Raw genomic sequence first — 21,757 nt, forward strand, 5'->3', positions numbered from 1 at the left:
TGTAACATCTGAATTTAATAGAAATCAGCAGCAGATTTCTATAATAAGTCATTATTTCTTGTGCCGGTTCGCAAAAAAACCTGCACTTATGATTCCTCATAAATGCAGGTTTTAAATGGAATAGCGGAGAAGGGATTTGAACCCCCGACACCACGGGTATGAACCGTGTGCTCTAGCCAACTGAGCTACTCCGCCAGACCGACGAATTACATTATAACTTCTTTTTTAGGGCTTGTCAAGCACTTTTACTTCCTTAAATTAAGGTCAAAAGACCTCTTACAACACTAGTCTTCTGATTTAAAAATAATCTCATCTTCATAAACTAGTCCAAGTTTTTCTCTCGCAACTTCCTCAATATATTTCTTAGTTTGTACATACGCCTTATAATCTTCTATCTCTTTGGTTCTTTCCTGTTCCTCTTTAATAGCAGCTTTTACTTCGCTTAGTCTCTTATTGCTTTCTTTTCTCTCGGAGTCAAGGCTAAATCTTTTAAATGATACTATACTACATATTAATAAGACTACAATAACGATTAACCCAATTCCAGTACGCCTTTTCTTATGTTTTCCTTTTCTCATGATATCACCTTATTCCTTACCCTTCATTGACAACAATTAATCCTTTGTAACTGCTATTTTAACTGTTTTTAGGAATTTTTTCAATATTTTTAAGATATTGATTCGTAATTTTCTTAATTTCTTCTTTAAAAAACGCAGAAAACGTCCAACGTACCTGAAGATAAAGCCTAATACTTTTCGAAAAGGAAACAGGATCAGCATTATTATCTTTTTAATAACCCATATAATCTTATTGATGATAGTAGCAGAAACATTTACAACTATGCTGCTTAAAAGCTGATTATAAATAAGCATCCCAATTACCATGCCTAAAATCGAAAAGCCTCTGATATTGCCATTATTTTGTCTATACATCATTATAAATATAAATACGCTGCTCACTACCCAGAACAATATATCTTCAATGGCTACTAAGAACTTTGAATGTCTGATGATCCGCCGAAATATCCTTATAATATCATAAACGACTAGAAGAATTGCTCCACTTAATATTGAAACCAGAAAAAATTGAACTTCAAGGACAATTGAGTCACTCATATTTAACCTCTACTTAAATAACCTTCCTAATAGCGATTCACCGGATTTTGAATATCCGCCACCATCAGAATAAGTTAAACTATCAATCCTTCCGTCAATATCAACCTCACCTTTTTCTAAAGTAAGTCTGTTAACGTGAAGTTCATCTCCTCTAAGCATTAGTATCCCTTGTTCTGTTTCCAGCAGTACTTCTCTTGCATCAAAGGATAATACATCATTCACACCGGTTATTACCGCTTCTTTTCTACTCGATAGATTGACTTTATGTCCTCTTTGTAGTTGTTGTTTATCTTCCATAAGAATAGCCTCCTTAAGATTAAAATCCTACTCCAAAATGGGATAAGTTTCTCCTTAAAGTATATTATTCCATGGTCTCATTTATGACAAACAAGCATTTACTTAAATATATTTATATAATTCTTTGGCTTCATCTTTCTTTGTGGTTTCCACAACGTCAAGAACCTCAACCTTAACAGATTTATTTCCAAATTGAATCTCAATAATATCCCCTGCCACCACATTGGCCGATGCTTTTGCTATCTTTTCATTGATCATTACTCTTCCTGCGTCACATGCTGCATTTGCTATGGTTCTTCTTTTAATTAATCTTGATACTTTTAAAAATTTATCCAGTCTCATATATAAATCCTTTCTATGCCAAAAAAGAGTTGCTTATTCAGCAACTCTTTTAAATCTTTTTTAACTATGCATTAATAACATCTTTTAATGCTTTTCCAGCTTTGAACTTTGGAGCTTTAGAAGCTGCTATAGTCATAGATTTTCCAGTTTGTGGATTTCTTCCTTCTCTAGCTGCTCTTTGAGAAACTTCAAAAGTTCCAAAACCAACTAATTGGATTTTTTCACCTTTTTTTAATTCATCTGTAACAACATCGATGAATGCTTTTAAAGCTTTTTCTGAATCTTTCTTTGATAATTCTGTTTTTTCTGCAATTGCTGCAACTAATTCTGCTTTGTTCATGGATAAACTCCTCCTCTAAACTATTTGTATTTTTTTTGTAAAATAACATACATAGCTATTTCACTTGTCCCCACAGAGCTTTAAGCTCATCTATGGACATATCACATAGATGCTTACCTTCCCTTAATACAAGCCGTTCAACATCTACAAATCTATTTATAAACTTATCTGTGGCATTTGTCAAGGAATTTTCTGCATTTTCTTGTAAAAACCTTGATAAATTCACAACTGAGAACAATAAATCACCAAATTCCTTCTCAATCTGGGACTTATCTCCTACTTTTCTAGCCAGATTAAGTTCATTAATTTCTTCATATACTTTATTTAGAGCATCTTCATAATCTACAAAATCAAATCCCGCATTTTTAGCATGTCCTTGAACTTTTGCAGCTCTAATTAATGCCGGAAGAGCCTTTGGGACCTTTTCCATTGACTGGGAAACAGTTACTTCTTTCTTTTCCTCTTTCTTAATATCTTCCCAATTTTTGAGCACTTCACCTGAACTATTTACAATTGCATCTCCAAAGACATGTGGATGTCTGTGAATCATTTTCTTACTAATGCCATCAATAATGTCATTCATTTCAAAATCCCCGGATTCTTCTGCTATTACTGAATGAAGTGCAACTTGCAGAAGTATATCACCTAATTCTTCACATAAATTTTCCTTATCCACATTATTAATCGCTTCTACAGTTTCATAACATTCCTCTATCAGACATGATTTCAGAGATTCATGCGTCTGTTCCCTATCCCACGGACACCCGTTTTCACTACGTAGGACATGTATTATTTCCATAAATTCTTCAAAGCTATATTGATTTGTTTCTTTGTTAGAAGGTCTTATCATATTTTCTCCTCCAGCCCAGGCAAAATCCAGCTTTATTTCACAGTTATTATCGTAACTTCAACTACTTTTTAATATAATCATCAAAATGGGAACTATATTTCATTGTTCCGTCCTTAAATATCCATAAAGCTTCTGTGTCTGGAAACTTTTCTATAAATTTTAACCCCTCTTCATAAGGCATATTATATATTGCCTTAGTCAGAGCATCTGCCATTCCCGAATTTTCACATACAATAGTCACAGCTGTGAAATAATCAGATGGCATCAAGGTATTTGGATCTATGATATGATGATATTTCTTACCATCTACCGTATAATATCTTTGATAATCTCCGCTTGTTACCAATGACATATCTTTTATGCTTAAAATATAAAGATTCTTATTCTCACTGTCCATATCCGGATTTTGTATTCCTACATTCCATGCTTCCTTTTTATCACCTTTGCTTCCAAAGGTACGGACATTTCCTCCCACACTTATCATTCCATCTTTGTACCCATTTTTAATAGCAATCTGACTCACCATTTCTGTGGCATACCCTTTTCCGATACCTCCTACATCAAGGCTCATTTCCGGGTCTTCAAGATATACCGTGGAATCTTTTTCATTTATGATCATTTTATTAATGTCTATATGTTTTGCTTTCTCTTTTAACAGGTCTAATGGAGGCACAGAGGCATTTTCCGGGTCTTCAATACCCTCTGTACGGTATTCATGCCAAACTTCTAAAACTGAGCCAAATGCGACGTTCATTTTACCATCCGTAAGTTCATAAGTTTCTTTTGCAAGTTTCAGCAGATCGATGATCTCCTGATCAACCTTAACAGGCTTAATACCTGCATTATCATTAATTGTTTTTATATTATTAATTCCTTCATAATTGTTATAGATATCATAAAGTTCATGATACCTTTTCAGATTATCATATATTAGTTGTGCAAACTCAGAGAACTCTTCCTTACTTTTGGTATATCCCTTAATTTGCGTCACTGTATCAAATAAATTTAAAAATTCAGCCTCATAACGCTTTAGTTCCGGCTCAGGCTTACTGCAGGCAGTTGTATTAAAAATTAGAGTTATAAGTAATATGATTCCTATTATCCTGTTTTTCAATTGATTCACCTCAAAAAATAGGAGGGGTAGTAAACTACCCCCCCTATTATTAAAATTATATTATTTAGCGATATGAGCTGCAGCTAATTCAATTAATGACATATAATCAGTTACATGAACTGTTACAGAGCTTGCTAAATCTGCATCTGCAGGAGCACCTTCAGTTAAAGCAATACCTTTAACTTCATCTACAGTTTTACCTGTAACATATTGAGCAAATGCATCTGCTTGTTCAAACCATTCTTTACCAATACCAGAAGCTTTTTTCATGCCATAAGCTTCACCAAGTTCTTGTTTTGTTTTAAGTTCAGCTGCTGCTAAATCTGTAGTAACTTTACCTTCTTTAGAGAAGTTAATGTTGCTTTGAGAAGCGTCGATTGCACAGCTTGTGATTTTACCATCAGCGCCTTGAGTGATTGCTACATAGCTTGAGTAAGCTTGAGCTAAACCATCTTCTTCAGCAGCGTCAGTAGATTTTGCAATTGTAGTAGAAACGCCAAGACCAAGTTTGTCTCCAGCTTTTGCACCTAAATCTTTTGCATTCGCAACAGCTTTTTCAATTGCAGCAACATAATCTGTAATATGAACTGTTACAGAAGAAGCTAAGTCAGCATCTGTTGGAACACCTTCTTCATTTACAGCAATACCTTTAAGTTCATCAACAGTTTTGCCAACAGCATATGCAGTTAAAGCATTTGCTTGTTCAAACCATTCTTTTCCAATAGATGAAGCTTTTTTCATACCATATTCATCGCCAAGATCTTGTTTTGCTTTAAATACAGTTGCTAAATCTGTTGTAATCTTACCTTCTTTAGAGAAGTTGATTTTTGTTTGTGCAGTATCAAGAGCACAATCTAAGATTTTACCGTCTTCCCCAACTAGAACTGCTACTACTACTGAATCTGCTTGAGCTAAACCATCTTCTTCAGCAGCATCTTTTGATTTTCCAATGCTTGTGATAACAGCTAAACCAGTTTTTGCAGCACCTTCAGTTGTTTCAGCAACTTCTTCAGTTGTTTCCTCTGCTACTTCAGTTGTTTCTTCTTGTTTTACTTCCTCTTTTTCTGCTTCTTTAGTTTTTCCACATGCAGTGAACATTGAAACTACTAAAGTTGAGCATAATAATAGTGCTAATACTTTTTTCATTACTTTTTCCTCCATTTTTTTCTTTTTTTTATTTCAAACCAAGCTTTTCAAAAGCCGGTAGAATAAACTTAAGTAATGTACTTGTTGCGATTCCCGCTAACACACCTGCAAATAAAAGAACAGGCAGATACGCCCATATATAAATTGACGTAAATATTAATGATACTGCGAATAACTGTCCAACATTGTGAAAAACAGCTCCAAAAATACTAATAATCAAATATGATATCTTCTTTTTGAAAATCAGCATAAGTATTATCATAACAATAAGTGAGAGAATTCCTCCTGATAAACTTAATGCCCCTGCAATTACACCTCTTGTCATAAAAACAAATGAGGATTTTAATATAGCCACAATAAATGCCTGCTGTTTTGTTAGGAAAAACAGGGTATACATAACTGCAATATTGGATAATCCAAGCTTCACCCCACTGACTCCAATCACAATGGATGGAAGTGAATTTTCTATAATTGATAGTACTATGGCAATTGCAAATAACAATCCCGTTAATACTAATCCTTTTGTTCTATTTATATTAATCAATGATTTGTCTTCCATATTCTTGTTGCCCATAATAGACCTTTCTATTTCCCTACTATGATGTCCACATCATCATCACTATACTCATCCTTAGGTACTATTTTCATCGTGATTTTATTCGGTAAACAGGCAGCACTCTCACCAACAATGCTTAATTTCCCAGCCCTGATACATACTTTATCCGGACAGTTAGATTCTTCAAAACGTATGGATCCATCTTTAAATTGATGTATAATTACATGTTTTTCCTGTGGAATTGTGAAAGTCCTATCAACTCCAGCTTTCAAATCTACGGTTTCTACTAATTCTGAATTATAATAAATCTCTGCAACTGCTGATTTATCACGGTTGGAGCTTCGATAAAAAATTGACAAACCAAGAGCCAAAAACAGAATCACCGTTATAATAATAAAATCGGATTTTTTAAAAAATTTCATTTCAACCTCTCATATTAGGCAATCAATGCGCTAATAAATATCATTATGGTATTCGTACCCATAATCAGGATAAAGTTCTTTATTGCTAAAATAAAGGTACTTCCTTTGTCCTGTTGTTTAAAGAATTTACTAATATTTTTTTGAACTAAAAATATAGTAAATAGGGATAGTAAAGTTACCGGGGATAAAACCCCAAAAATAACCATAACAACTGTTGCTATATAAGTCAAGTAATAAAGTCCTGCAAAGAGATATAATGACTTCCTGCCTATATAATAAGGAAGAGTGTGCCTCTTTACAAGAATATCTTTTTCTAAATCACATATATTATTTGCCAGCATGATATTCGCTGTTGTACAAAATGGGGTGATTCCAAATAATATCAATCTTATAAACGGAAGTGTATTTAATTCCAAAGCAATTGTCTCTAATTTAATGTCTAAGAGCAGAAAGTAACCTCTTGGCATATTTATATACATAATTATAAATGGTATGAGCAGACCATAAAAGAAACCTGATAAGATTTCTCCAAGAGGCTGCCTTGAAATCGGCACCGGGCCATATGTGTAAAAGATACCACAAAGAAAACAAATTCCACCTATTAATAGTATAACTATATCAGTAAGATACGCCAGATACAGGCCAAGAGCCATACTTAAGCCAAGTAAAATATAAATTATGATAAGTGCTGTACTTCTTCTGAATTGTAACCTCTGACCATTGTCTTTCGTGTCAATATAATTGTTAATAGCTGTAGTAGTTAAGTCAAACAGAAACATGGACATTAAAAATATCAATGTTAATTTCCAGTGAATCGCCTGCTTTTTATACAAAAGAAATGATATTGTCAAAAGAGCAGTAAAAGTGCTGGTTATCTTAGTCTTAATCTCAACATAATTTAAAAATCTATTTATCACAATGATCACCTTATATATTATACTGCTTTTGCTATATATAGCCTATTACGCTTATCTAAATACTAGCTTAAGCAAGTCTAGCTGCCTTATTAAGTATTAAAATCAACTTATCTTTTTTGATATCATGAGCATCTAATTGAGTAATTAATTTCATGGATTTATTATGATATTTTTGAACCATAATACGGGTAAAGTCAAGACCGCCTGTTTTTTTAACAGCTTCATTGATCTCTTCTCTGGTGACACCTTCCTGCTTTGCCTTATCTTTAAACCCACCAAGATTTTTTAAAGCATGAATCAAAGGTAATGTAATTACGCCTTGCTCATAGTCCGACTGCACTGGTTTTAAAGCCTCATCTCTTGTATTTTCAAAGTCAATACAATCATCTGTTAATTGAAATATCATTCCAATATAGAATCCTAATTGTCTATATTTATTTAAATCTGTTTTTTGATTCTCTAAAAATAAAGCTCCTGCATAGAAAGATGCTTCAAAAAGTGCTGCCGTCTTTCCAGAAATTATTTTAAGATATTGATATACAGATAAGTTAAGATTTGTATTATTTATATGTTGATTCAATTCGCCAAGGCAAACTTTTCCCATATAATCAGGCATATTAAGTTTTAAATAATCTCCTGCATTTTCAATAGATGTGGTTAATCTAAGGGCTGTGCATAATAAATAATCTCCGCAGATAACAGCTGTTCTTTTACCATACTTTTTTTGTAAGGTAATTTCACCTCTTCTAAGGTCTGCGTTGTCTATTACATCGTCATGAACAAGAGTTGCAAGATGGAGAATCTCAATTGCTGCTGCAATTTTAATTGCATCCGGATGGATATTTCCATCTTCCTTTTCTGCACACATAATCACAGACATTGCACGGATAAATTTTCCTCTTGAATTAGTTAAATGTTTTGTATATCCACGTATTATGAGTGGTGAAGTGGATAATATATTATCCACTTCATCCTTTACAAGTTGAATAGCCTTATCATATGTTATACATTCATTTTTATTCAAATTTAAAGTCTTATTAGTCATTATAAATATACAACTTTCTTACGATTGGTAGTTTCTTCCATAAATTCTTAAGTTTAGGCATTGCATAATAATCCAATCCTAAAGTTCTGCCTCCACCGATTAATACGGCAATAGAAGCAAATATCATCCAAAATGTATTCAGGTATAAACCTGTTGTACAAACAAACATGAATTGTAATACTAATGAGAACGCTGATGCTGGAGTGTTGAATAAACCTCCGATTAATGCAAGACCTACTAAAATCTCTGCTACTACAATAAATATCTGCATTGCAAGCTGAATATTATCATTAGGCAAAATAAAACTGTCTACAAACCAGTTCATTAGAGGTACGTCAAGTTTAAATGCATAATCTCCAATTTTGGATTCTGCTAAATCTTTACCACTAATTAAGATCATCTTAAACAAGCCTAAAAAGTCAAAGTTAATGAGCACTTCACCAATTGCTTTTGCTGCTTCACCAACTGCTTCTCCTACAGCACCTGTTGCTGCTGTTACCGCATCTGCCACTGGTGCTGCTGCCGCGCCTGTTGCTGCACTTGTTGCATCTGCCACTGCAGCTGTTGTTTCTACTGCACCTGTTGCTGCTGTTGCTGCATCTGTAGATGCTGTTGCGATACCAAGAATACTGTTATACCAGGCATCGGCTCCACCAAAGAAACCTGTCAGTTTCGGATCAGTAAACCAGCCTTCAACAATCTTTAAGATTCCTTCAAATACCCAGACAGCACCAAGCCAGACTCTTAAAGGCATTAACAGGAAGCTAGGTGTTCTATTTGAAAAATGTCCGCCTACAAAACTTCTGCAGTTTCTAATTGTAAAGAATTCATGTTTTAAGTAGCTGAAAATTTTATTCCATCCAAGTACCTGGATAAAATATACTATATTAATAAAGTGTTTTGCAAACATTGCCAGGAATGATGGTAAGCTGAACATAAAGTTAGGAAGACCTACATGGGCAACTCCGTAACGTCCACCGATACATACCATTACACCATGGAAAGCCGGTTTATAAACTTCCATATGTCCTTGTCCTGTAATTGCACAAATAATATTATGTGCAGCTGTATGAGCACTTTGTTCACAGTTTTCTACCATCTGTGGAACCGGACGTTCTTCTCCTTCTGGCACATAATACATATTATCACCAGTAATATATACACTCTCATCTTTTACAGAACGAAGATATGTATCTACCTGGATACGTCCCCCTCTTGTTAATTCAAGAGTTTTGCCTGCCTCCTGTGTAACATCGGCGCTTTGAATACCAGCCGCCCAAATTACTGTTCCAGCAGTACCGCGTATAGTTTTATCATTTTGTTTATATTCAATAAAGTCACTACCTACACCACTAACCATAGCATTAAGGATTAATTTAACACCCATCTTCTCAAGACGTCTTGAAACTTTATTAGAAAGTTTTTCTGGAAGATTTGGGATTGGCCTGCTTAAGCCATCCACATTAAACATTGTAACTTCTTTTTTATTAATGTCATATTTTTCACAAAGAAAAGGAACGTACTCCGCCAATTCACCGACCATCTCTACACCGGTAAATCCTGCTCCTACTACATAGAAAGATAATAATTTCTTTCTGACCTCTGCTTTTGGTTCGCAAGCAGCTTTTCTAAATATGTTCTGAATATGGTCTTTTAATACAACTGAGTCTTCATAAGACCATAGCTTGAATGAAAATTCTTCTGCACCAGGCACTCCAAAGAAAGTCGGTTTAGAACCTGCGGATAAAACAATATAGTCGTATTTGTAAGATTCATTCTCTCCGATTACTGTTTTATTAGCAAAATCGATAGATGTCACAGTATCAAGTTTCACATCAACTTTTCTACCTGCAAACACTTTATTCAAGCTTATTTTAATGCTATCTTCATCTACACGATTTGCTGCAACTTCATGAAGTTCAGTAAGCATAGTATGAAATGGATTCTTGTCAATAATAGTAACGCTAATATCATTTTGTTTTTTTAACTTTTTGATTTTTTTAGCTAGTTTTTTTGCTGTCAAAATACCAGAATAGCCAGCACCCACAATTACAATTCTCTTTTCCATTTTAATCTCCTTAATAGATTTTTACTACTGCATTTTAACAAATTCGACTAAGTTCGTCAATATATAAACAACCAAACTCCTATCTTTTTAGTATGTTTTTTTTTCAAAACAATATTGGACAGAACTTTTTTCATGAATCAATTATAACATATCCTTATTAATTTGAATACTGATTTTGATAAAACAGGATATTAATTTATTACATTTATTCCATCTTTGCCCATTTTTAGAATGATGAACACTTCAAAAAAAAGTAGTGATATCATCAATAATATGACCATACCACCACCTCTTTATTTTATTATTGCTCCATCTGCCTGCCTAAAAATCCTGAAGCAGAAGCTGCAAGTTTTACTTCCAGATCTCCAAACTTTGTTTTTTCTTCTTTCCCTAAAATGATTACAGCTCCAATTGCATCACCTTCACTGATTATTGGACTAATTACTTCGTAATAGTATTTAGTATCATCCTCACCAGTTATTTTGATATAGCTTTTATCCGTTGAAGCTGCTAATATACTTTCTCTCTCATTAATAGCAGTTTCTAATTCTTTACTTATAGCTTTGCCCACCAGATCTTTCTTTGAACTTCCGGATACTGAGACTAACTGATCTCTATCTGCAATACACACAATATGTCCAGTAGTTTGTGCTAATGAATCTGTATATTGTTTCGCAAACTGGCTTAATTCACCAATAGGCGAGTATTTTTTAAGTATTATCTGACCTTCACGATCTGTAAAAATTTCAAGTGGATCCCCTTCACGTATTCTTAATGTCCTTCGTATCTCCTTAGGTATTACAACACGTCCTAAATCATCTATTCTTCTTACAATTCCTGTTGCCTTCATAGTATGAACTCCTCCATTTTACATTTGTTTATTATCATTTCATCAAAGTGATTAAAAGATATTTCACATTTTCTATCTGTTGTTATGTTTATTATTATTTGTAAATTGGAGGAATTTATTCGTAAATCTTCATATTTTTATATTTTTAAACAAATTAATTGAGTTAATACTCAATCTCTTTTAATGTCAGACCTTGGAATTCTGCTTTGGGACCTGCAAGGCTTCTGTCTTTCGTATCTAATATTTTTCTGATTTCTTTTGGTTTCATTTTCCCTTCACCTACTTCTATCAGGGTTCCTGATATAATTCTCACCATATTATATAAAAACCCATTTCCCTTAATTGTAATTATGATGTTTTGTCCTTCTCTTGATATTGTAAGTGAATAAATTTCCCTTATGGTCGTTCTATTATCATTCATTTGAGATGAAAATCCTTTAAAATCATGTTTTCCGATTAGATAATTGGCAGCTGTCTGCATATTTTTTATGTCTAACTGACCTTGATGATGGTGAGTATATTTCCTATGAAAAACACTTCCTTTATCTCTATTGTCTATTTTATAAATATATGTTTTGCATCTCGCACTATATCTGCTATGAAAGTTATTATTTACTTCTTCTATTTTTAATATTCGTATATCATCTTTTAGATTTCCATTCAGCTCTTTTTTTATCTCCTCCAGATCGATCATTGTCTTAGTATGAAAATTGGCGGCCATTCCATATGCATGAACGCCCTGGTCCGTTCTGCTTGCCCCAATGATTTTAACTTTCTCATTCAAAATACTACTTAAAGATTCCTCAATACATCCCTGGATTGATTCTTTCACTGCCTTCTTACCAAGTCTTTGCCAACCTGAATATCCAGAGCCATCATACATAATTGTCATTTTTATATTTCTGCTAAGCATTAAACATTACCTTTTCACTATGAAATGCTTTCGTTATAATAAATACTAATAAACCTGCCGCCACAATTGTAGAGCCGATGGTTGTTAAAAATGCCATAACAGGCAATTCACCTATTAATAATTTTTGTATTGCAACTGCACTGCCGTAGATAGGGATAGCATGATAGAAAAGTCCGGCATCTCCCTTTTGAAACATTGTTATCATTCCTGCAACGATTACCAAAATATACATAGGAGATACATAAGTATTTGCCTCTTTGGCTGTTTTTGCAAAGACTGCTACCAATGAAACAATTGAAACATATAAAAATACCAGTACAAGCATAATTACTAATAATTGAGCTATCTGAATACTGCTAAAGGTAAGTACAACTCCTTCTGTTTCTCCCCCGGACAGATTTTCTAACATCATTGGCATGATAATAACCATAGATATGGCATAAACGGCAGCGGACATACAAGAAAGTATGGTCAATGATAATAATTTACCCATAACTATTTCACTTCTTTTAATTGGGGTAATTAACATACTGGCTAAAGTTCCACGTTCTTTTTCTCCTGTGATGGCATCCACACCAAGACTCATAGCCCCTGCAAACAACATCATAGTTATAAAATAAGGTAACAGCATGCCCAGAAATTTACCGGTGGCCTTTTCTTCATCTATAATAACAGACTCTTCTGGATTTAGATCAATGTTAAATACTAATATATTATTTAGATTTCCGATCCTGCCACTTAAAAGCTGCTTTTGATATGTCAAAAGTACTGTCTCAACAAATTGATTCCTTGCTTTATTCGAATAATCTTCTGATGGATTATAATAAGTTTTTACTTCTGGAATAAGATCCCCTTCTTTATAATTTATGATTTTATCAAGAAATCCTTCCTCAAAAATGACAATCGTATCAATTGTCCCTTCCATTACCTTTTGCTTATAATCCAAAAGACTATCATCCGCTTTTATTCCGGTAATCTCTGCATCAAATCCCGTTGTCTTAATATAATCAGAAAACCCTTCCGGTTCATTTTGTATATATATGATCGGAGTATGTTTTTCAATATCATTCAGCATCGCTTTTTGCATCTGCCCTATTAGTGTATAGATTCCAATGATTAGAACTACAGGCAGAACAAACAGGCTTACTACTAATTTTTTATCTGCAAAAACTCTTGTTAATTCTTTTTTAATGATTAAATTTATAGTTTTCATATTACACCTCCTCCTTATTATATTCCTTATATAATTCAAAGAATGCATCTTCTAAATCTTTGGAATTGGTTTTTGTCAAAATCTCACCAAGTGTTCCATCTGCTACTTTTTGGCCATTAATAATAATTCCGATCCTGTCACAGATCTTTTCTGCTTCTGACATAATATGAGTTGATATAATTATAAGTTTTCCTTCCTCTCTTAATTGCTTTAGATAATCTATCACGCTGCGGGCAGTTACAATATCTAATCCATTTGTTGGTTCATCAAAAATAATTACTTCAGGATTATGGACCAGACTTACGGCTATGGCCGCTTTTTGCTTCATACCAGTAGACAATTCATCAATTTTTTTGTCTTTAAAATCATTTATTTCAAAGTAAGAAAAAAGTTTTTCCTGTCTTTCTTCTATAATTTTATCTTCCACACCATGGAGTTTCCCGAAAAAGTGGAACAGATACTCTGGTGAAAATTGAGGATCTAATTTTATTTCGTTGGTTAAAAAACCGATATTTTCTCTCACTTGTTCTGAGTTCTTAACTGTGTCAAAACCGCTTACTTTAATGGTTCCATTTGTTGGTTTTAATAGTGTTGCAATACATCGGAGCGTGGTAGTTTTTCCTGCTCCATTTGGACCAAGCAGTCCGTATATCTCACCACTATTTGCGACAATACTCACATTCTCTACTGCTCTTTTTATATTTTTCTTTGTTTTTAATTCTTTCATCTGCTTTGATGATAGTTTATATATTTTAGTAAGGTTGCTAATTTCTATCATGATTTTCCTCCTATAATAAAATATTATACTCAAACTATTTGTTTTTCAAAAATTTCCCAGTGTATTAATAAAATATCATAGATATACAAGTTTTTCAAATTAATTTTTGATTAGAATACCATCTTTTCATTAATAGAGGATTATGCTATAATTCATGAAGTTAGTTAAAAAATATTACAAAGAGGTAATCTAATGATGAACGTCGGTTTTGATCCCAAAAAGTACATTGATGAACAGTCAAAATTTATTCTTGAACGTGTTAACAATTATGACAAATTATATTTAGAGTTCGGCGGAAAGCTAATTGGGGATAAGCATGCTAAAAGAGTTCTCCCAGGATTTGATGAAGACGCAAAAATTAAACTTCTTCAAAAGCTTAAAGATAACACCGAAATTATTATATGTGTTTATGCCGGGGATATTGAACGAAACAAAATTCGTGGTGATTTTGGTATCACCTATGACATGGATGTATTACGTTTAATTGATGATTTAAGAAGCTATGATTTGGAAGTAAATAGTGTAGTAATCACGCGTTATAATGACCAGCCGGCTACCAAAGTCTTCATTAACAAACTAGAGAGAAGAGATATTAAAGTTTATACACATTCAGCCATTGCAGGATATCCTTCAGACATTGATACCATTGTTAGCGAAGATGGTTATGGAAAGAATCCGTACATACCAACTTCTAAACCGATTGTGGTAGTTACAGCTCCAGGGCCCGGAAGCGGTAAACTTGCAACCTGCTTAAACCAGCTATATCATGAATATCGCAAAGGTAAGATAACGGGATATTCTAAATTTGAGACATTCCCTGTATGGAATGTTCCTTTAAAACACCCTCTTAATATTGCCTATGAAGCAGCTACGGTTGACTTAAAAGATGTAAATATGATGGATTATTTTCATTTTGAAGAATACAATGAAGTTGCCGTAAATTATAACCGTGACCTTGAGATGTTTCCTGTCATAAAAAGAATTATCGAGAAAATTACAGGCAAAGAATCTGTATATCAGTCACCTACTGATATGGGTGTGAATCGTGTTGGCTTTGGTATTACCAATGACGATGTGATTAAAGAAGCCTCTAAACAGGAAATTATCCGTAGATGTTTTACCACAGAATGTGATTTTAAAAAGGGTCTTGTAGACGAAGAAATTCTCAACCGTATGAAATTAATTATGGAAGAGCTTGAATTAAAAAAAGAAGATCGTATTCCTGTAATTCCGGCAAGAGAATATGCTGAAAAATTAAGAGAAACCTCAAAAAATAATGATGTAGCCTCAGTGATTGCATTTCAATTGCCTAATGGAAAAGTAATTACAGGAAGAGCCTCTTCACTTATGGATTCCTGTTCTGCTGCCATATTAAATTCCATTAAAACACTGGCTAATATTTCAGATGAAATTTATTTACTCTCTCCAGTGATTCTAGAAACTATTCAAAATCTTAAGGAAAATGATCTTCATAATAAGATCATTGCCCTTAATGCAAATGAAATCTTAATTGCTTTAAGTATCTGTGCAGTAACCAATCCAACTGCCCAGCTTGCTTTTGAAAAATTATCCGGGCTTAAAGGGGCTCAGGCTCATTCTACGGTAATGCTTAATAAAGATGATGAACAGACTTTAAAAAAGCTTGGTATTGATGTTACCTGTGACCCTGTGTATCCTTCTGAAAATTTGTATTATGTATAAGTTTTCTGGGTATGACGCTTTGCCCCAGGTTTATTAGCGAATAGAAAACTCTGATTAGGTTTGCTATCGTCTTAAGGATTATCATTAGAAGCATTCAAATCCTTAACTGACACAAAAACTAATCCGAGTTTTTCTATCCTATTATGTCATTCCCTTCTATGTACATATTTATGCAAATTAGGTTTCGTTGTAATTAATGTCCTCCTGATTCCTGATATACATATTCTAATTCATTTACCACTTCACCTTTAAATTCCAGCTGTTTCTTATTCCCACTGGGAACAAGTCCATATTTTTCATAAAATCTTCTGGCTCTTTTATTTTCTTCTATCACCCATAGATGAATTTTCGAACAACCTTTTTCTTTCAATTGATTTATCATGAACTCCACTAATAATTTTCCATATTCTTTGCCCCAATACTCCTCCAATAGATAGATTGAGGTAATTTCCCCATAATCCTGGCTGTTATAATCCCTGGAATAGCCGTATCCACAAGCTCCAAAATCCTTTCCATTATCACTTATGATAGCAATATCAAATTTCTTCGTCTTATGGTTATGATTAAAGGTATCAATCCAGAAACCAGTATGTATACTTTCTAATAACTTTTCACTAAATATACCTCTAAATGCTTGTTTCCAGCTCATTGCATATATAAAGCTGGCTGATTTTGAGTCCTGGCCATTTCTCCCTACTCTTATTTCTATATTTTTCATTTTATTTATCATTTTTACTATTGTCCCTTAATTTGAATTCTTTTATAATATCTTCTTTTACCTCATATAATGCTTCCTTAACACCGATTTTAACGGCACCGGCAGTTATAAGAAAGTAAATAACCCCTCCTATGATAAATGGTAGTAACCTGGCAAAACCCTGTGCAAAATCATCCATTTTAATTCTCCTTTTTATCCTTTGTTTTTTATTGTATTATAGTTCTAATTTGTTTACAATATTATACAACACATCAAATGTGAATACAATCCTCCAATAATACAGCTAGGATTTTGCCCTATTTATTATTCCTCACGACAAAAAAACCTTGCAGGTCCAATATTGATCCAGATTCATATCTTCAATATCAGACCCGTCAAGGTTATCAAATCTTCTGGCAATCCTCAAGAACATTAATAATCTTCATTCAGAATAGGAGAGGCAAGATAGATATTGGTCTTGTCTGCTTGCTCATTATAGGTGATAACAACATTAATGTTAACTTTATTACCATTGGTTTCTATATATTCTTTAATTAAACCGGTATATCCGTATACAATGAATAAATCATCTTCTCGGCTTTCACTAATCACTTTCGCCTCAAGATTTTGGAATAACTCATTTGTTATCTGAATTTTTTCATCTAATGTCAATCTTCCATTATATACACCATTAAATCTGACGATGCTCTGGTAATCCAAAACATTAAGCTCTTTCATGGCGTCTTCTATAATTTCTTTATATTCAATAATACTATTGCTATTTTCATAGATTCCTAAATTAACTAAAATATAATGTTTAATTTCCCTGGTTCCATGCTCCGTCTCTTTTTCAATACTGATTAATTCAATACAGACTTCACCATTTCTTGACTTCTTCTCGGCCTTATATTCTAAAGATTTTGAGCCTTTCTTTTGCTCTATTTCATAATCCGTATTAATTCCTATGCTTGAAGCAAGGTATCTTATCAGCTTTTCTTTATCTTCATGATTTAGATATCTGCTTCCGTAATCTGCGGCTACCTCAACTTTACTTTCCACAACATTGGAATTTGTGTTCGCAAACGCCTCTATTATTCTGCCATCATCCTGTATTAAAAAATGGACAGCAACCTGAGCCAGAAAGGCGACCCAAAGAACTGCTATTATATATAAAGTCATTTTAAATTTATGATTTCTTTTCATATGAGTTCTCCTCCTAAGATAATTCCAAATACAACAATTGCTATTTTTTATATCTTTTTTAGGATTGTTCCCAAAAATATTTTAGATATTCATAAATTTATCCACAATTTTTATATTATGACAATATTTCATCCACAACCGGGAGCATTACTCTATACATAAATAATATAAAAAACCTGCATATATGACATCCATCATATATGCAGGTTTTCAATCTAGATTGTATTGCAGTTCAATCCACATCTGAATTAAACTTCACTTGATGAATTTACCCGTTCACTATAATGATGCGCCTGTTCCAGCATCATATCTTTTACTTTCATGAGGCGAATCTGGGTACTACGTTCATTTTCATCCAGCTTCATAACAATATATTTTATATTTTCTCTCATTTCCGGAATCATAACGTGCTCAAGAGCATTTACGCGACGTCTGGTTTTCTCAATCTCTGCAGCCATCAGTTGACAGGATTTCTCGCACTCTGCTAATCTGAGCATATCTGGGAGAAGATCTGCTAATGATTTTACTGCTCCGTCTAAATCACTTGAAGTAAAAGCATACCCATAAGAGTATATATCATTGGCATCCGGAGTTCTCGTCTTATAATTAAAAATTGGAATATCAACACTCATAACATTTCGTTTATCCATCTCAAGATAAACTTCCTGTTTTGGTGCCATTAATGCAACATTTAAGATTTCATCCTGCATACTGGCTCTTGCTAATACAAAATTCTTATTTGCTGCCTGAATTCCTGCTTCAACTTTTTCACGAAGGGCCTTATTCTCACGGACTAATTCAAGAAATTGACGCATCAATTCATCACGTTTATCCTTAAGTAATTTATGCCCACGTATAGCAGTTACCAACTTTTTCTTAAGCCTGGTAAGCTCCATACGGGTGGGATTTACATGAGTCTTAGCCAAGGATAGTCCCCCTTTCTATTATCTAAGTATTTAGGTAATAACAAAACTCTTTTTGGTGTCTATTGATGTTCCCGTGTTCTTAGACTGCCGTTAGGAGTTTCGCAATCCCTTAATCTATAGCTGCTTACTTACCATAGTATTGATCTAAGAACTCATCTTTGATTCTCTTAAGTTCCGCTCTTGGCAAGATAGAAAGAAGCTCCCATCCTAAATCCAGTGTCTCTTCAATGTCACGATTTGCATTGTATCCTTGTGATACATAATGCTGTTCAAAAGAGTCTGCAAATTTTGCATATAATTTATCAATATCAGTAAGAGCTGCCTCTCCTAATACTACCATTAATTCTTTTGCCTCTTTACCTCTGGCATAGGCTGCAAAAAGCTGATTCATTGTATTGGCATGATCTGCACGAGTTTTTCCTTCTCCAATACCTTTGTCTTTCAGACGGGAAAGAGACGGTAATACATCAATTGGAGGGGTTACATTCTGACGATACAATTCACGGCTTAGGATAATCTGACCTTCCGTAATATAACCAGTTAAATCAGGAATTGGATGTGTTTTATCATCCTCAGGCATGGTTAGGATCGGTATCATTGTAATACTGCCCGCTTTTCCTTTTTTACGTCCTGCTCTCTCATATAAAGAAGCCAAGTCAGTATACATATACCCAGGATATCCACGACGTCCTGGAACTTCTTTACGTGCAGCTGATACTTCACGAAGGGAATCTGCATAGTTCGTGATATCTGTCAAGATAACAAGTACATGCATATCTTTCTCAAATGCAAGATATTCTGCAGCAGTAAGCGCCATACGAGGTGTGGCAATACGTTCTACTGCCGGATCATTCGCCAGGTTAATAAACATAACGGTACGATCGATGGCGCCTGTTTCTTTAAAACTTTCTGTAAAGAAATTGGCTTCTTCAAAGGTGATACCCATTGCGGCAAATACAACTGCAAACGGTTCATCGGTTCCACGTACTTTTGCCTGTCTGGCAATTTGGGCTGCTAACTGGGCATGTGGAAGTCCACTGGCTGAAAAGATAGGTAACTTTTGACCACGAACTAATGTATTTAGTCCGTCAATTGCTGATACCCCTGTTTGAATAAATTCTTGAGGATAATTTCTTGCTGCCGGATTCATAGGCAGGCCATTGATATCCATACGGCTTTCCGGAAGAATTTCCGGTCCCTTATCAATTGGTCGTCCAAGTCCATCAAATACGCGGCTTAGCATGTCATCCGAAACACCCAGTTCCATACTACGTCCCAGGAAACGGACTTTACTATTGGATAAATTAATACCGGTTGAACTTTCAAATAATTGAACAAGGGCATTTCCACCATCAATTTCTAATACTTTGCAACGACGTTTCTCGCCATTTACTAATTCAATCTCTCCCAGTTCATTATAAGCAATTCCCTCTACACCTTGTACTAACATAAGAGGACCGGCTACCTCTTGAATGGTTCTATATTCTTTTGGCATTAAGAGTCCTCCTTTTGTGACAATGCTTCAATTTCACGATGCAAACTATCAATGATATCCTGAAATTCTTTTTGTGTTTTATCATTCTGTACATATTTAAAACGACCAATTCTTTCACGAACCGGTAATTTTACAAGTTCATCTACTGTTACTCCCTTAGGTAATGCTTTGGATGAAATATCATAGAAATTTAATACTAATTCCATCATTTTATGTTGTTTTTCCAAATCAGTATACGTATCCACTTCATGGAAGGCATCTTGATGCAAAAAGTCTTCACGAATTGATCTTGCTGCTTCTAATTTCAATCGGTCACTTGAAGATAAAGCGTCCATACCAACTAATTTAACAATCTCATCCAACTCTGATTCATCATGTAATAAATGCATGATCCTTAAACGTAAATCCATCCAATTATCTTTTACATTATTATTGAACCAATTACTCATATTATCTACATATAAAGAATAACTAGTTAACCAGTTGATTGCAGGAAAATGTCTTCTATAAGCAAGATTGGAATCAAGCCCCCAGAATACTTTAACAATACGAAGAGTTGCCTGTGATACTGGTTCAGAGATATCACCACCAGGAGGTGATACCGCACCAATTACAGATAAAGCACCTTCTCTCCCATCTGCACCAAGGGATATTACTCTTCCAGCCCGTTCATAAAACTGTGCCAAACGGCTTCCCAGATATGCGGGATATCCTTCTTCACCTGGCATTTCTTCCAAACGTCCAGACATTTCTCTAAGTGCCTCTGCCCAACGTGATGTGGAGTCTGCCATTAATGCGACAGAATAACCCATATCACGGAAGTATTCTGCTATTGTAATTCCCACATAGATAGAAGCTTCACGTGCTGCAACGGGCATATCTGATGTATTGGCAATTAAGACAGTTCGCTCCATCAGTGAATGTCCGGTCTTAGGATCCTTCAATTCTGGAAATTCATTTAATACATCCGTCATCTCATTGCCACGTTCACCGCAACCTATATAAACCACAATATCAGATTCCGCCCATTTTGCCAGCTGATGCTGAACTACGGTTTTACCACTTCCAAAAGGACCTGGAACTGCAGCTACACCACCTTTTGCAATAGGGAAAAGTGTATCAATAACACGTTGCCCTGTAATTAACGGCATATCTGGTGATAATTTTTCTTTATATGGTCGTCCAACACGAACTGGCCATTTCTGCATCATTGTAATATTTTTTGTAGTACCATCCTGTCCCGTGACTACACCAATCGTTTCCTCAATAGTAAAATCGCCTTCGTTGATGGATGTGATTGTACCTTTAATACCATATGGTATCATAATCTTATGTCTAACAATTTCAGTTTCTAATACCTCTCCGATGATATCTCCGCTCTCAACAATATCCCCGTCTTTTACATTGGGTACAAAGTGCCATTTCGTATCACGCTTTAAGGATGGAATTTCAACACCACGAGTTAAATTGCTGCCGGTGGCATTCATTATCTCTTCAAGTGGACGCTGGATTCCGTCAAAGATACTTCCAATCAGACCAGGTCCAAGTTCCACACTAAGTGGAGCGCCGGTAGATTCCACGGGTTCTCCGGGTCCAAGTCCCGAAGTCTCTTCGTATACCTGAACAGAAGCTTTATCACCATGAATTTCAATTATTTCGCCAATTAAGCGCTGATCACTAACGCGAACAACATCAAACATGTTGGCATCACGCATTCCTTCAGCTATAACTAACGGCCCGGCAACTTTTTTAATAGTCCCTTTACTCAT

General features: G+C 34.5%; 24 protein-coding genes and 1 tRNA gene. 1 reads left to right on the forward strand and 24 read right to left on the reverse strand.

All coding sequences use genetic code 11. The annotated features are described in order from the left end of the window. Positions 1 to 121: 121 nt before the first annotated feature. The 18 genes from EDD66_RS14390 to EDD66_RS14475 all read right to left on the reverse strand — a co-directional run bounded on the left by EDD66_RS14390 (position 122) and on the right by EDD66_RS14475 (position 13,966). A tRNA-Met gene (locus tag EDD66_RS14390) sits at positions 122 to 195 on the reverse strand. Between the two features lie 89 nt (positions 196 to 284). Next, positions 285 to 578: an FtsB family cell division protein gene (locus tag EDD66_RS14395; protein ID WP_123610283.1), complete on the reverse strand. Its 294-nt coding sequence runs from the start codon at positions 576 to 578 to the stop codon at positions 285 to 287. A 36-nt stretch (positions 579 to 614) separates the two neighbouring features. Further along, entirely contained in the window at positions 615 to 1,115 is a 501-nt protein-coding gene (yabQ, locus tag EDD66_RS14400) for a spore cortex biosynthesis protein YabQ (protein ID WP_123610284.1), read from the reverse strand. 9 nt (positions 1,116 to 1,124) lie between these two features. After that, a complete protein-coding gene (gene yabP / locus EDD66_RS14405) occupies positions 1,125 to 1,412 on the reverse strand; it encodes a sporulation protein YabP (protein ID WP_123610285.1) in 288 nt (95 codons plus the stop codon). Positions 1,413 to 1,514: 102 nt separating this feature from the next. Then, the gene (locus tag EDD66_RS14410) at positions 1,515 to 1,754 is read right to left on the reverse strand and encodes an RNA-binding S4 domain-containing protein (protein ID WP_123610286.1); all 240 of its coding nucleotides are present in this window, start codon (positions 1,752 to 1,754) and stop codon (positions 1,515 to 1,517) included. Between the two features lie 64 nt (positions 1,755 to 1,818). Then, positions 1,819 to 2,094, reverse strand: coding sequence for an HU family DNA-binding protein (locus EDD66_RS14415; RefSeq protein WP_123610287.1), 276 nt, complete (start codon positions 2,092 to 2,094; stop codon positions 1,819 to 1,821). A gap of 55 nt (positions 2,095 to 2,149) precedes the next feature. Then, a complete protein-coding gene (gene mazG, locus EDD66_RS14420; protein ID WP_123610288.1) occupies positions 2,150 to 2,944 on the reverse strand; it encodes a nucleoside triphosphate pyrophosphohydrolase in 795 nt (264 codons plus the stop codon). A gap of 61 nt (positions 2,945 to 3,005) precedes the next feature. Then, positions 3,006 to 4,058 carry an FAD:protein FMN transferase gene (locus EDD66_RS14425; RefSeq protein ID WP_330511276.1) on the reverse strand — a complete coding sequence of 351 codons (1,053 nt, stop codon included), beginning with the start codon at positions 4,056 to 4,058 and terminating at the stop codon, positions 3,006 to 3,008. Between the two features lie 60 nt (positions 4,059 to 4,118). Next, positions 4,119 to 5,204: a hypothetical protein gene (locus EDD66_RS14430; RefSeq protein ID WP_123610290.1), complete on the reverse strand. Its 1,086-nt coding sequence runs from the start codon at positions 5,202 to 5,204 to the stop codon at positions 4,119 to 4,121. 28 nt (positions 5,205 to 5,232) lie between these two features. Then, positions 5,233 to 5,778, reverse strand: a complete 546-nt coding sequence (locus EDD66_RS14435) for a Gx transporter family protein (RefSeq protein WP_243115378.1) — start codon at positions 5,776 to 5,778, stop codon at positions 5,233 to 5,235. An 11-nt stretch (positions 5,779 to 5,789) separates the two neighbouring features. Further along, entirely contained in the window at positions 5,790 to 6,182 is a 393-nt protein-coding gene (locus EDD66_RS14440; RefSeq protein WP_123610291.1) for a NusG domain II-containing protein, read from the reverse strand. A 14-nt stretch (positions 6,183 to 6,196) separates the two neighbouring features. Then, positions 6,197 to 7,099 (reverse strand): UbiA family prenyltransferase, encoded by a 903-nt coding sequence (locus tag EDD66_RS14445; RefSeq protein WP_123610292.1) that lies wholly within the window; start codon positions 7,097 to 7,099, stop codon positions 6,197 to 6,199. A 67-nt stretch (positions 7,100 to 7,166) separates the two neighbouring features. Continuing rightward, complete coding sequence (locus EDD66_RS14450; RefSeq protein ID WP_243115379.1) at positions 7,167 to 8,123, reverse strand: polyprenyl synthetase family protein; 957 nt, start codon at positions 8,121 to 8,123, stop codon at positions 7,167 to 7,169. Positions 8,124 to 8,136: 13 nt separating this feature from the next. Further along, on the reverse strand, positions 8,137 to 10,212 hold the full coding sequence (locus EDD66_RS14455) for an NAD(P)/FAD-dependent oxidoreductase (RefSeq protein ID WP_123610294.1): 2,076 nt from the start codon (positions 10,210 to 10,212) through the stop codon (positions 8,137 to 8,139). Between the two features lie 301 nt (positions 10,213 to 10,513). Continuing rightward, entirely contained in the window at positions 10,514 to 11,062 is a 549-nt protein-coding gene (spoVT, locus tag EDD66_RS14460; protein WP_123610295.1) for a stage V sporulation protein T, read from the reverse strand. Positions 11,063 to 11,225: 163 nt separating this feature from the next. Continuing rightward, the gene (truA, locus tag EDD66_RS14465; RefSeq protein WP_243115380.1) at positions 11,226 to 11,954 is read right to left on the reverse strand and encodes a tRNA pseudouridine(38-40) synthase TruA; all 729 of its coding nucleotides are present in this window, start codon (positions 11,952 to 11,954) and stop codon (positions 11,226 to 11,228) included. 13 nt (positions 11,955 to 11,967) lie between these two features. Further along, positions 11,968 to 13,188: an ABC transporter permease gene (locus tag EDD66_RS14470; RefSeq protein ID WP_170164372.1), complete on the reverse strand. Its 1,221-nt coding sequence runs from the start codon at positions 13,186 to 13,188 to the stop codon at positions 11,968 to 11,970. A gap of 1 nt (position 13,189) precedes the next feature. After that, positions 13,190 to 13,966, reverse strand: a complete 777-nt coding sequence (locus tag EDD66_RS14475) for an ABC transporter ATP-binding protein (RefSeq protein ID WP_123610298.1) — start codon at positions 13,964 to 13,966, stop codon at positions 13,190 to 13,192. A 192-nt stretch (positions 13,967 to 14,158) separates the two neighbouring features. On the opposite strand from EDD66_RS14475, the gene EDD66_RS14480 reads away from it, so the two are divergent. Next, positions 14,159 to 15,667 (forward strand): DUF1846 domain-containing protein, encoded by a 1,509-nt coding sequence (locus tag EDD66_RS14480; protein WP_123610299.1) that lies wholly within the window; start codon positions 14,159 to 14,161, stop codon positions 15,665 to 15,667. A 193-nt stretch (positions 15,668 to 15,860) separates the two neighbouring features. On the opposite strand, the gene EDD66_RS14485 is transcribed toward EDD66_RS14480, so the two are convergent. The 6 genes from EDD66_RS14485 to EDD66_RS14505 form a co-directional block, all read right to left on the reverse strand. After that, a complete protein-coding gene (locus tag EDD66_RS14485; protein ID WP_170164373.1) occupies positions 15,861 to 16,385 on the reverse strand; it encodes a GNAT family N-acetyltransferase in 525 nt (174 codons plus the stop codon). 1 nt (position 16,386) lies between these two features. Further along, positions 16,387 to 16,563 (reverse strand): hypothetical protein, encoded by a 177-nt coding sequence (locus tag EDD66_RS18505; protein ID WP_170164374.1) that lies wholly within the window; start codon positions 16,561 to 16,563, stop codon positions 16,387 to 16,389. Positions 16,564 to 16,796: 233 nt separating this feature from the next. Beyond that, positions 16,797 to 17,567: a YwmB family TATA-box binding protein gene (locus EDD66_RS14490; RefSeq protein ID WP_123610301.1), complete on the reverse strand. Its 771-nt coding sequence runs from the start codon at positions 17,565 to 17,567 to the stop codon at positions 16,797 to 16,799. Between the two features lie 248 nt (positions 17,568 to 17,815). Continuing rightward, positions 17,816 to 18,493, reverse strand: a complete 678-nt coding sequence (locus EDD66_RS14495; protein ID WP_123610302.1) for a V-type ATP synthase subunit D — start codon at positions 18,491 to 18,493, stop codon at positions 17,816 to 17,818. A gap of 124 nt (positions 18,494 to 18,617) precedes the next feature. Further along, positions 18,618 to 19,988 (reverse strand): V-type ATP synthase subunit B, encoded by a 1,371-nt coding sequence (locus EDD66_RS14500; RefSeq protein ID WP_123610303.1) that lies wholly within the window; start codon positions 19,986 to 19,988, stop codon positions 18,618 to 18,620. Beyond that, positions 19,988 to 21,757 carry a V-type ATP synthase subunit A gene (locus EDD66_RS14505; protein ID WP_123610383.1) on the reverse strand — a complete coding sequence of 590 codons (1,770 nt, stop codon included), beginning with the start codon at positions 21,755 to 21,757 and terminating at the stop codon, positions 19,988 to 19,990. The genes EDD66_RS14500 and EDD66_RS14505 overlap by 1 nt, the downstream gene beginning before the upstream one ends.

This window comes from Mobilisporobacter senegalensis, assembly GCF_003752155.1.
GTDB classification, from domain to species: domain Bacteria; phylum Bacillota; class Clostridia; order Lachnospirales; family Lachnospiraceae; genus Mobilisporobacter; species Mobilisporobacter senegalensis.

What these genes read in the sequence shown, in the direction of transcription:
- spoVT (WP_123610295.1), bottom strand. Translation starts at nt 11,062, where the DNA reads ATGAAGGCAACAGGAATTGTAAGAAGAATAGATGATTTAGGACGTGTT.
- yabQ (WP_123610284.1), bottom strand. Translation starts at nt 1,115, where the DNA reads ATGAGTGACTCAATTGTCCTTGAAGTTCAATTTTTTCTGGTTTCAATA.
- yabP (WP_123610285.1), bottom strand. Translation starts at nt 1,412, where the DNA reads ATGGAAGATAAACAACAACTACAAAGAGGACATAAAGTCAATCTATCG.
- EDD66_RS14455 (WP_123610294.1), bottom strand. Translation starts at nt 10,212, where the DNA reads ATGGAAAAGAGAATTGTAATTGTGGGTGCTGGCTATTCTGGTATTTTG.
- truA (WP_243115380.1), bottom strand. Translation starts at nt 11,954, where the DNA reads ATGACAATTATGTATGATGGCTCTGGATATTCAGGTTGGCAAAGACTT.
- EDD66_RS14430 (WP_123610290.1), bottom strand. Translation starts at nt 5,204, where the DNA reads ATGAAAAAAGTATTAGCACTATTATTATGCTCAACTTTAGTAGTTTCA.
- EDD66_RS14480 (WP_123610299.1), top strand. Translation starts at nt 14,159, where the DNA reads ATGATGAACGTCGGTTTTGATCCCAAAAAGTACATTGATGAACAGTCA.
- EDD66_RS14505 (WP_123610383.1), bottom strand. Translation starts at nt 21,757, where the DNA reads ATGAGTAAAGGGACTATTAAAAAAGTTGCCGGGCCGTTAGTTATAGCT.
- EDD66_RS14475 (WP_123610298.1), bottom strand. Translation starts at nt 13,966, where the DNA reads ATGATAGAAATTAGCAACCTTACTAAAATATATAAACTATCATCAAAG.
- EDD66_RS14485 (WP_170164373.1), bottom strand. Translation starts at nt 16,385, where the DNA reads ATGAAAAATATAGAAATAAGAGTAGGGAGAAATGGCCAGGACTCAAAA.
- mazG (WP_123610288.1), bottom strand. Translation starts at nt 2,944, where the DNA reads ATGATAAGACCTTCTAACAAAGAAACAAATCAATATAGCTTTGAAGAA.
- EDD66_RS14440 (WP_123610291.1), bottom strand. Translation starts at nt 6,182, where the DNA reads ATGAAATTTTTTAAAAAATCCGATTTTATTATTATAACGGTGATTCTG.
- EDD66_RS14435 (WP_243115378.1), bottom strand. Translation starts at nt 5,778, where the DNA reads ATGGGCAACAAGAATATGGAAGACAAATCATTGATTAATATAAATAGA.
- EDD66_RS14395 (WP_123610283.1), bottom strand. Translation starts at nt 578, where the DNA reads ATGAGAAAAGGAAAACATAAGAAAAGGCGTACTGGAATTGGGTTAATC.
- EDD66_RS14470 (WP_170164372.1), bottom strand. Translation starts at nt 13,188, where the DNA reads ATGAAAACTATAAATTTAATCATTAAAAAAGAATTAACAAGAGTTTTT.
- EDD66_RS14415 (WP_123610287.1), bottom strand. Translation starts at nt 2,094, where the DNA reads ATGAACAAAGCAGAATTAGTTGCAGCAATTGCAGAAAAAACAGAATTA.
- EDD66_RS14500 (WP_123610303.1), bottom strand. Translation starts at nt 19,988, where the DNA reads ATGCCAAAAGAATATAGAACCATTCAAGAGGTAGCCGGTCCTCTTATG.
- EDD66_RS18505 (WP_170164374.1), bottom strand. Translation starts at nt 16,563, where the DNA reads ATGGATGATTTTGCACAGGGTTTTGCCAGGTTACTACCATTTATCATA.
- EDD66_RS14490 (WP_123610301.1), bottom strand. Translation starts at nt 17,567, where the DNA reads ATGAAAAGAAATCATAAATTTAAAATGACTTTATATATAATAGCAGTT.
- EDD66_RS14410 (WP_123610286.1), bottom strand. Translation starts at nt 1,754, where the DNA reads ATGAGACTGGATAAATTTTTAAAAGTATCAAGATTAATTAAAAGAAGA.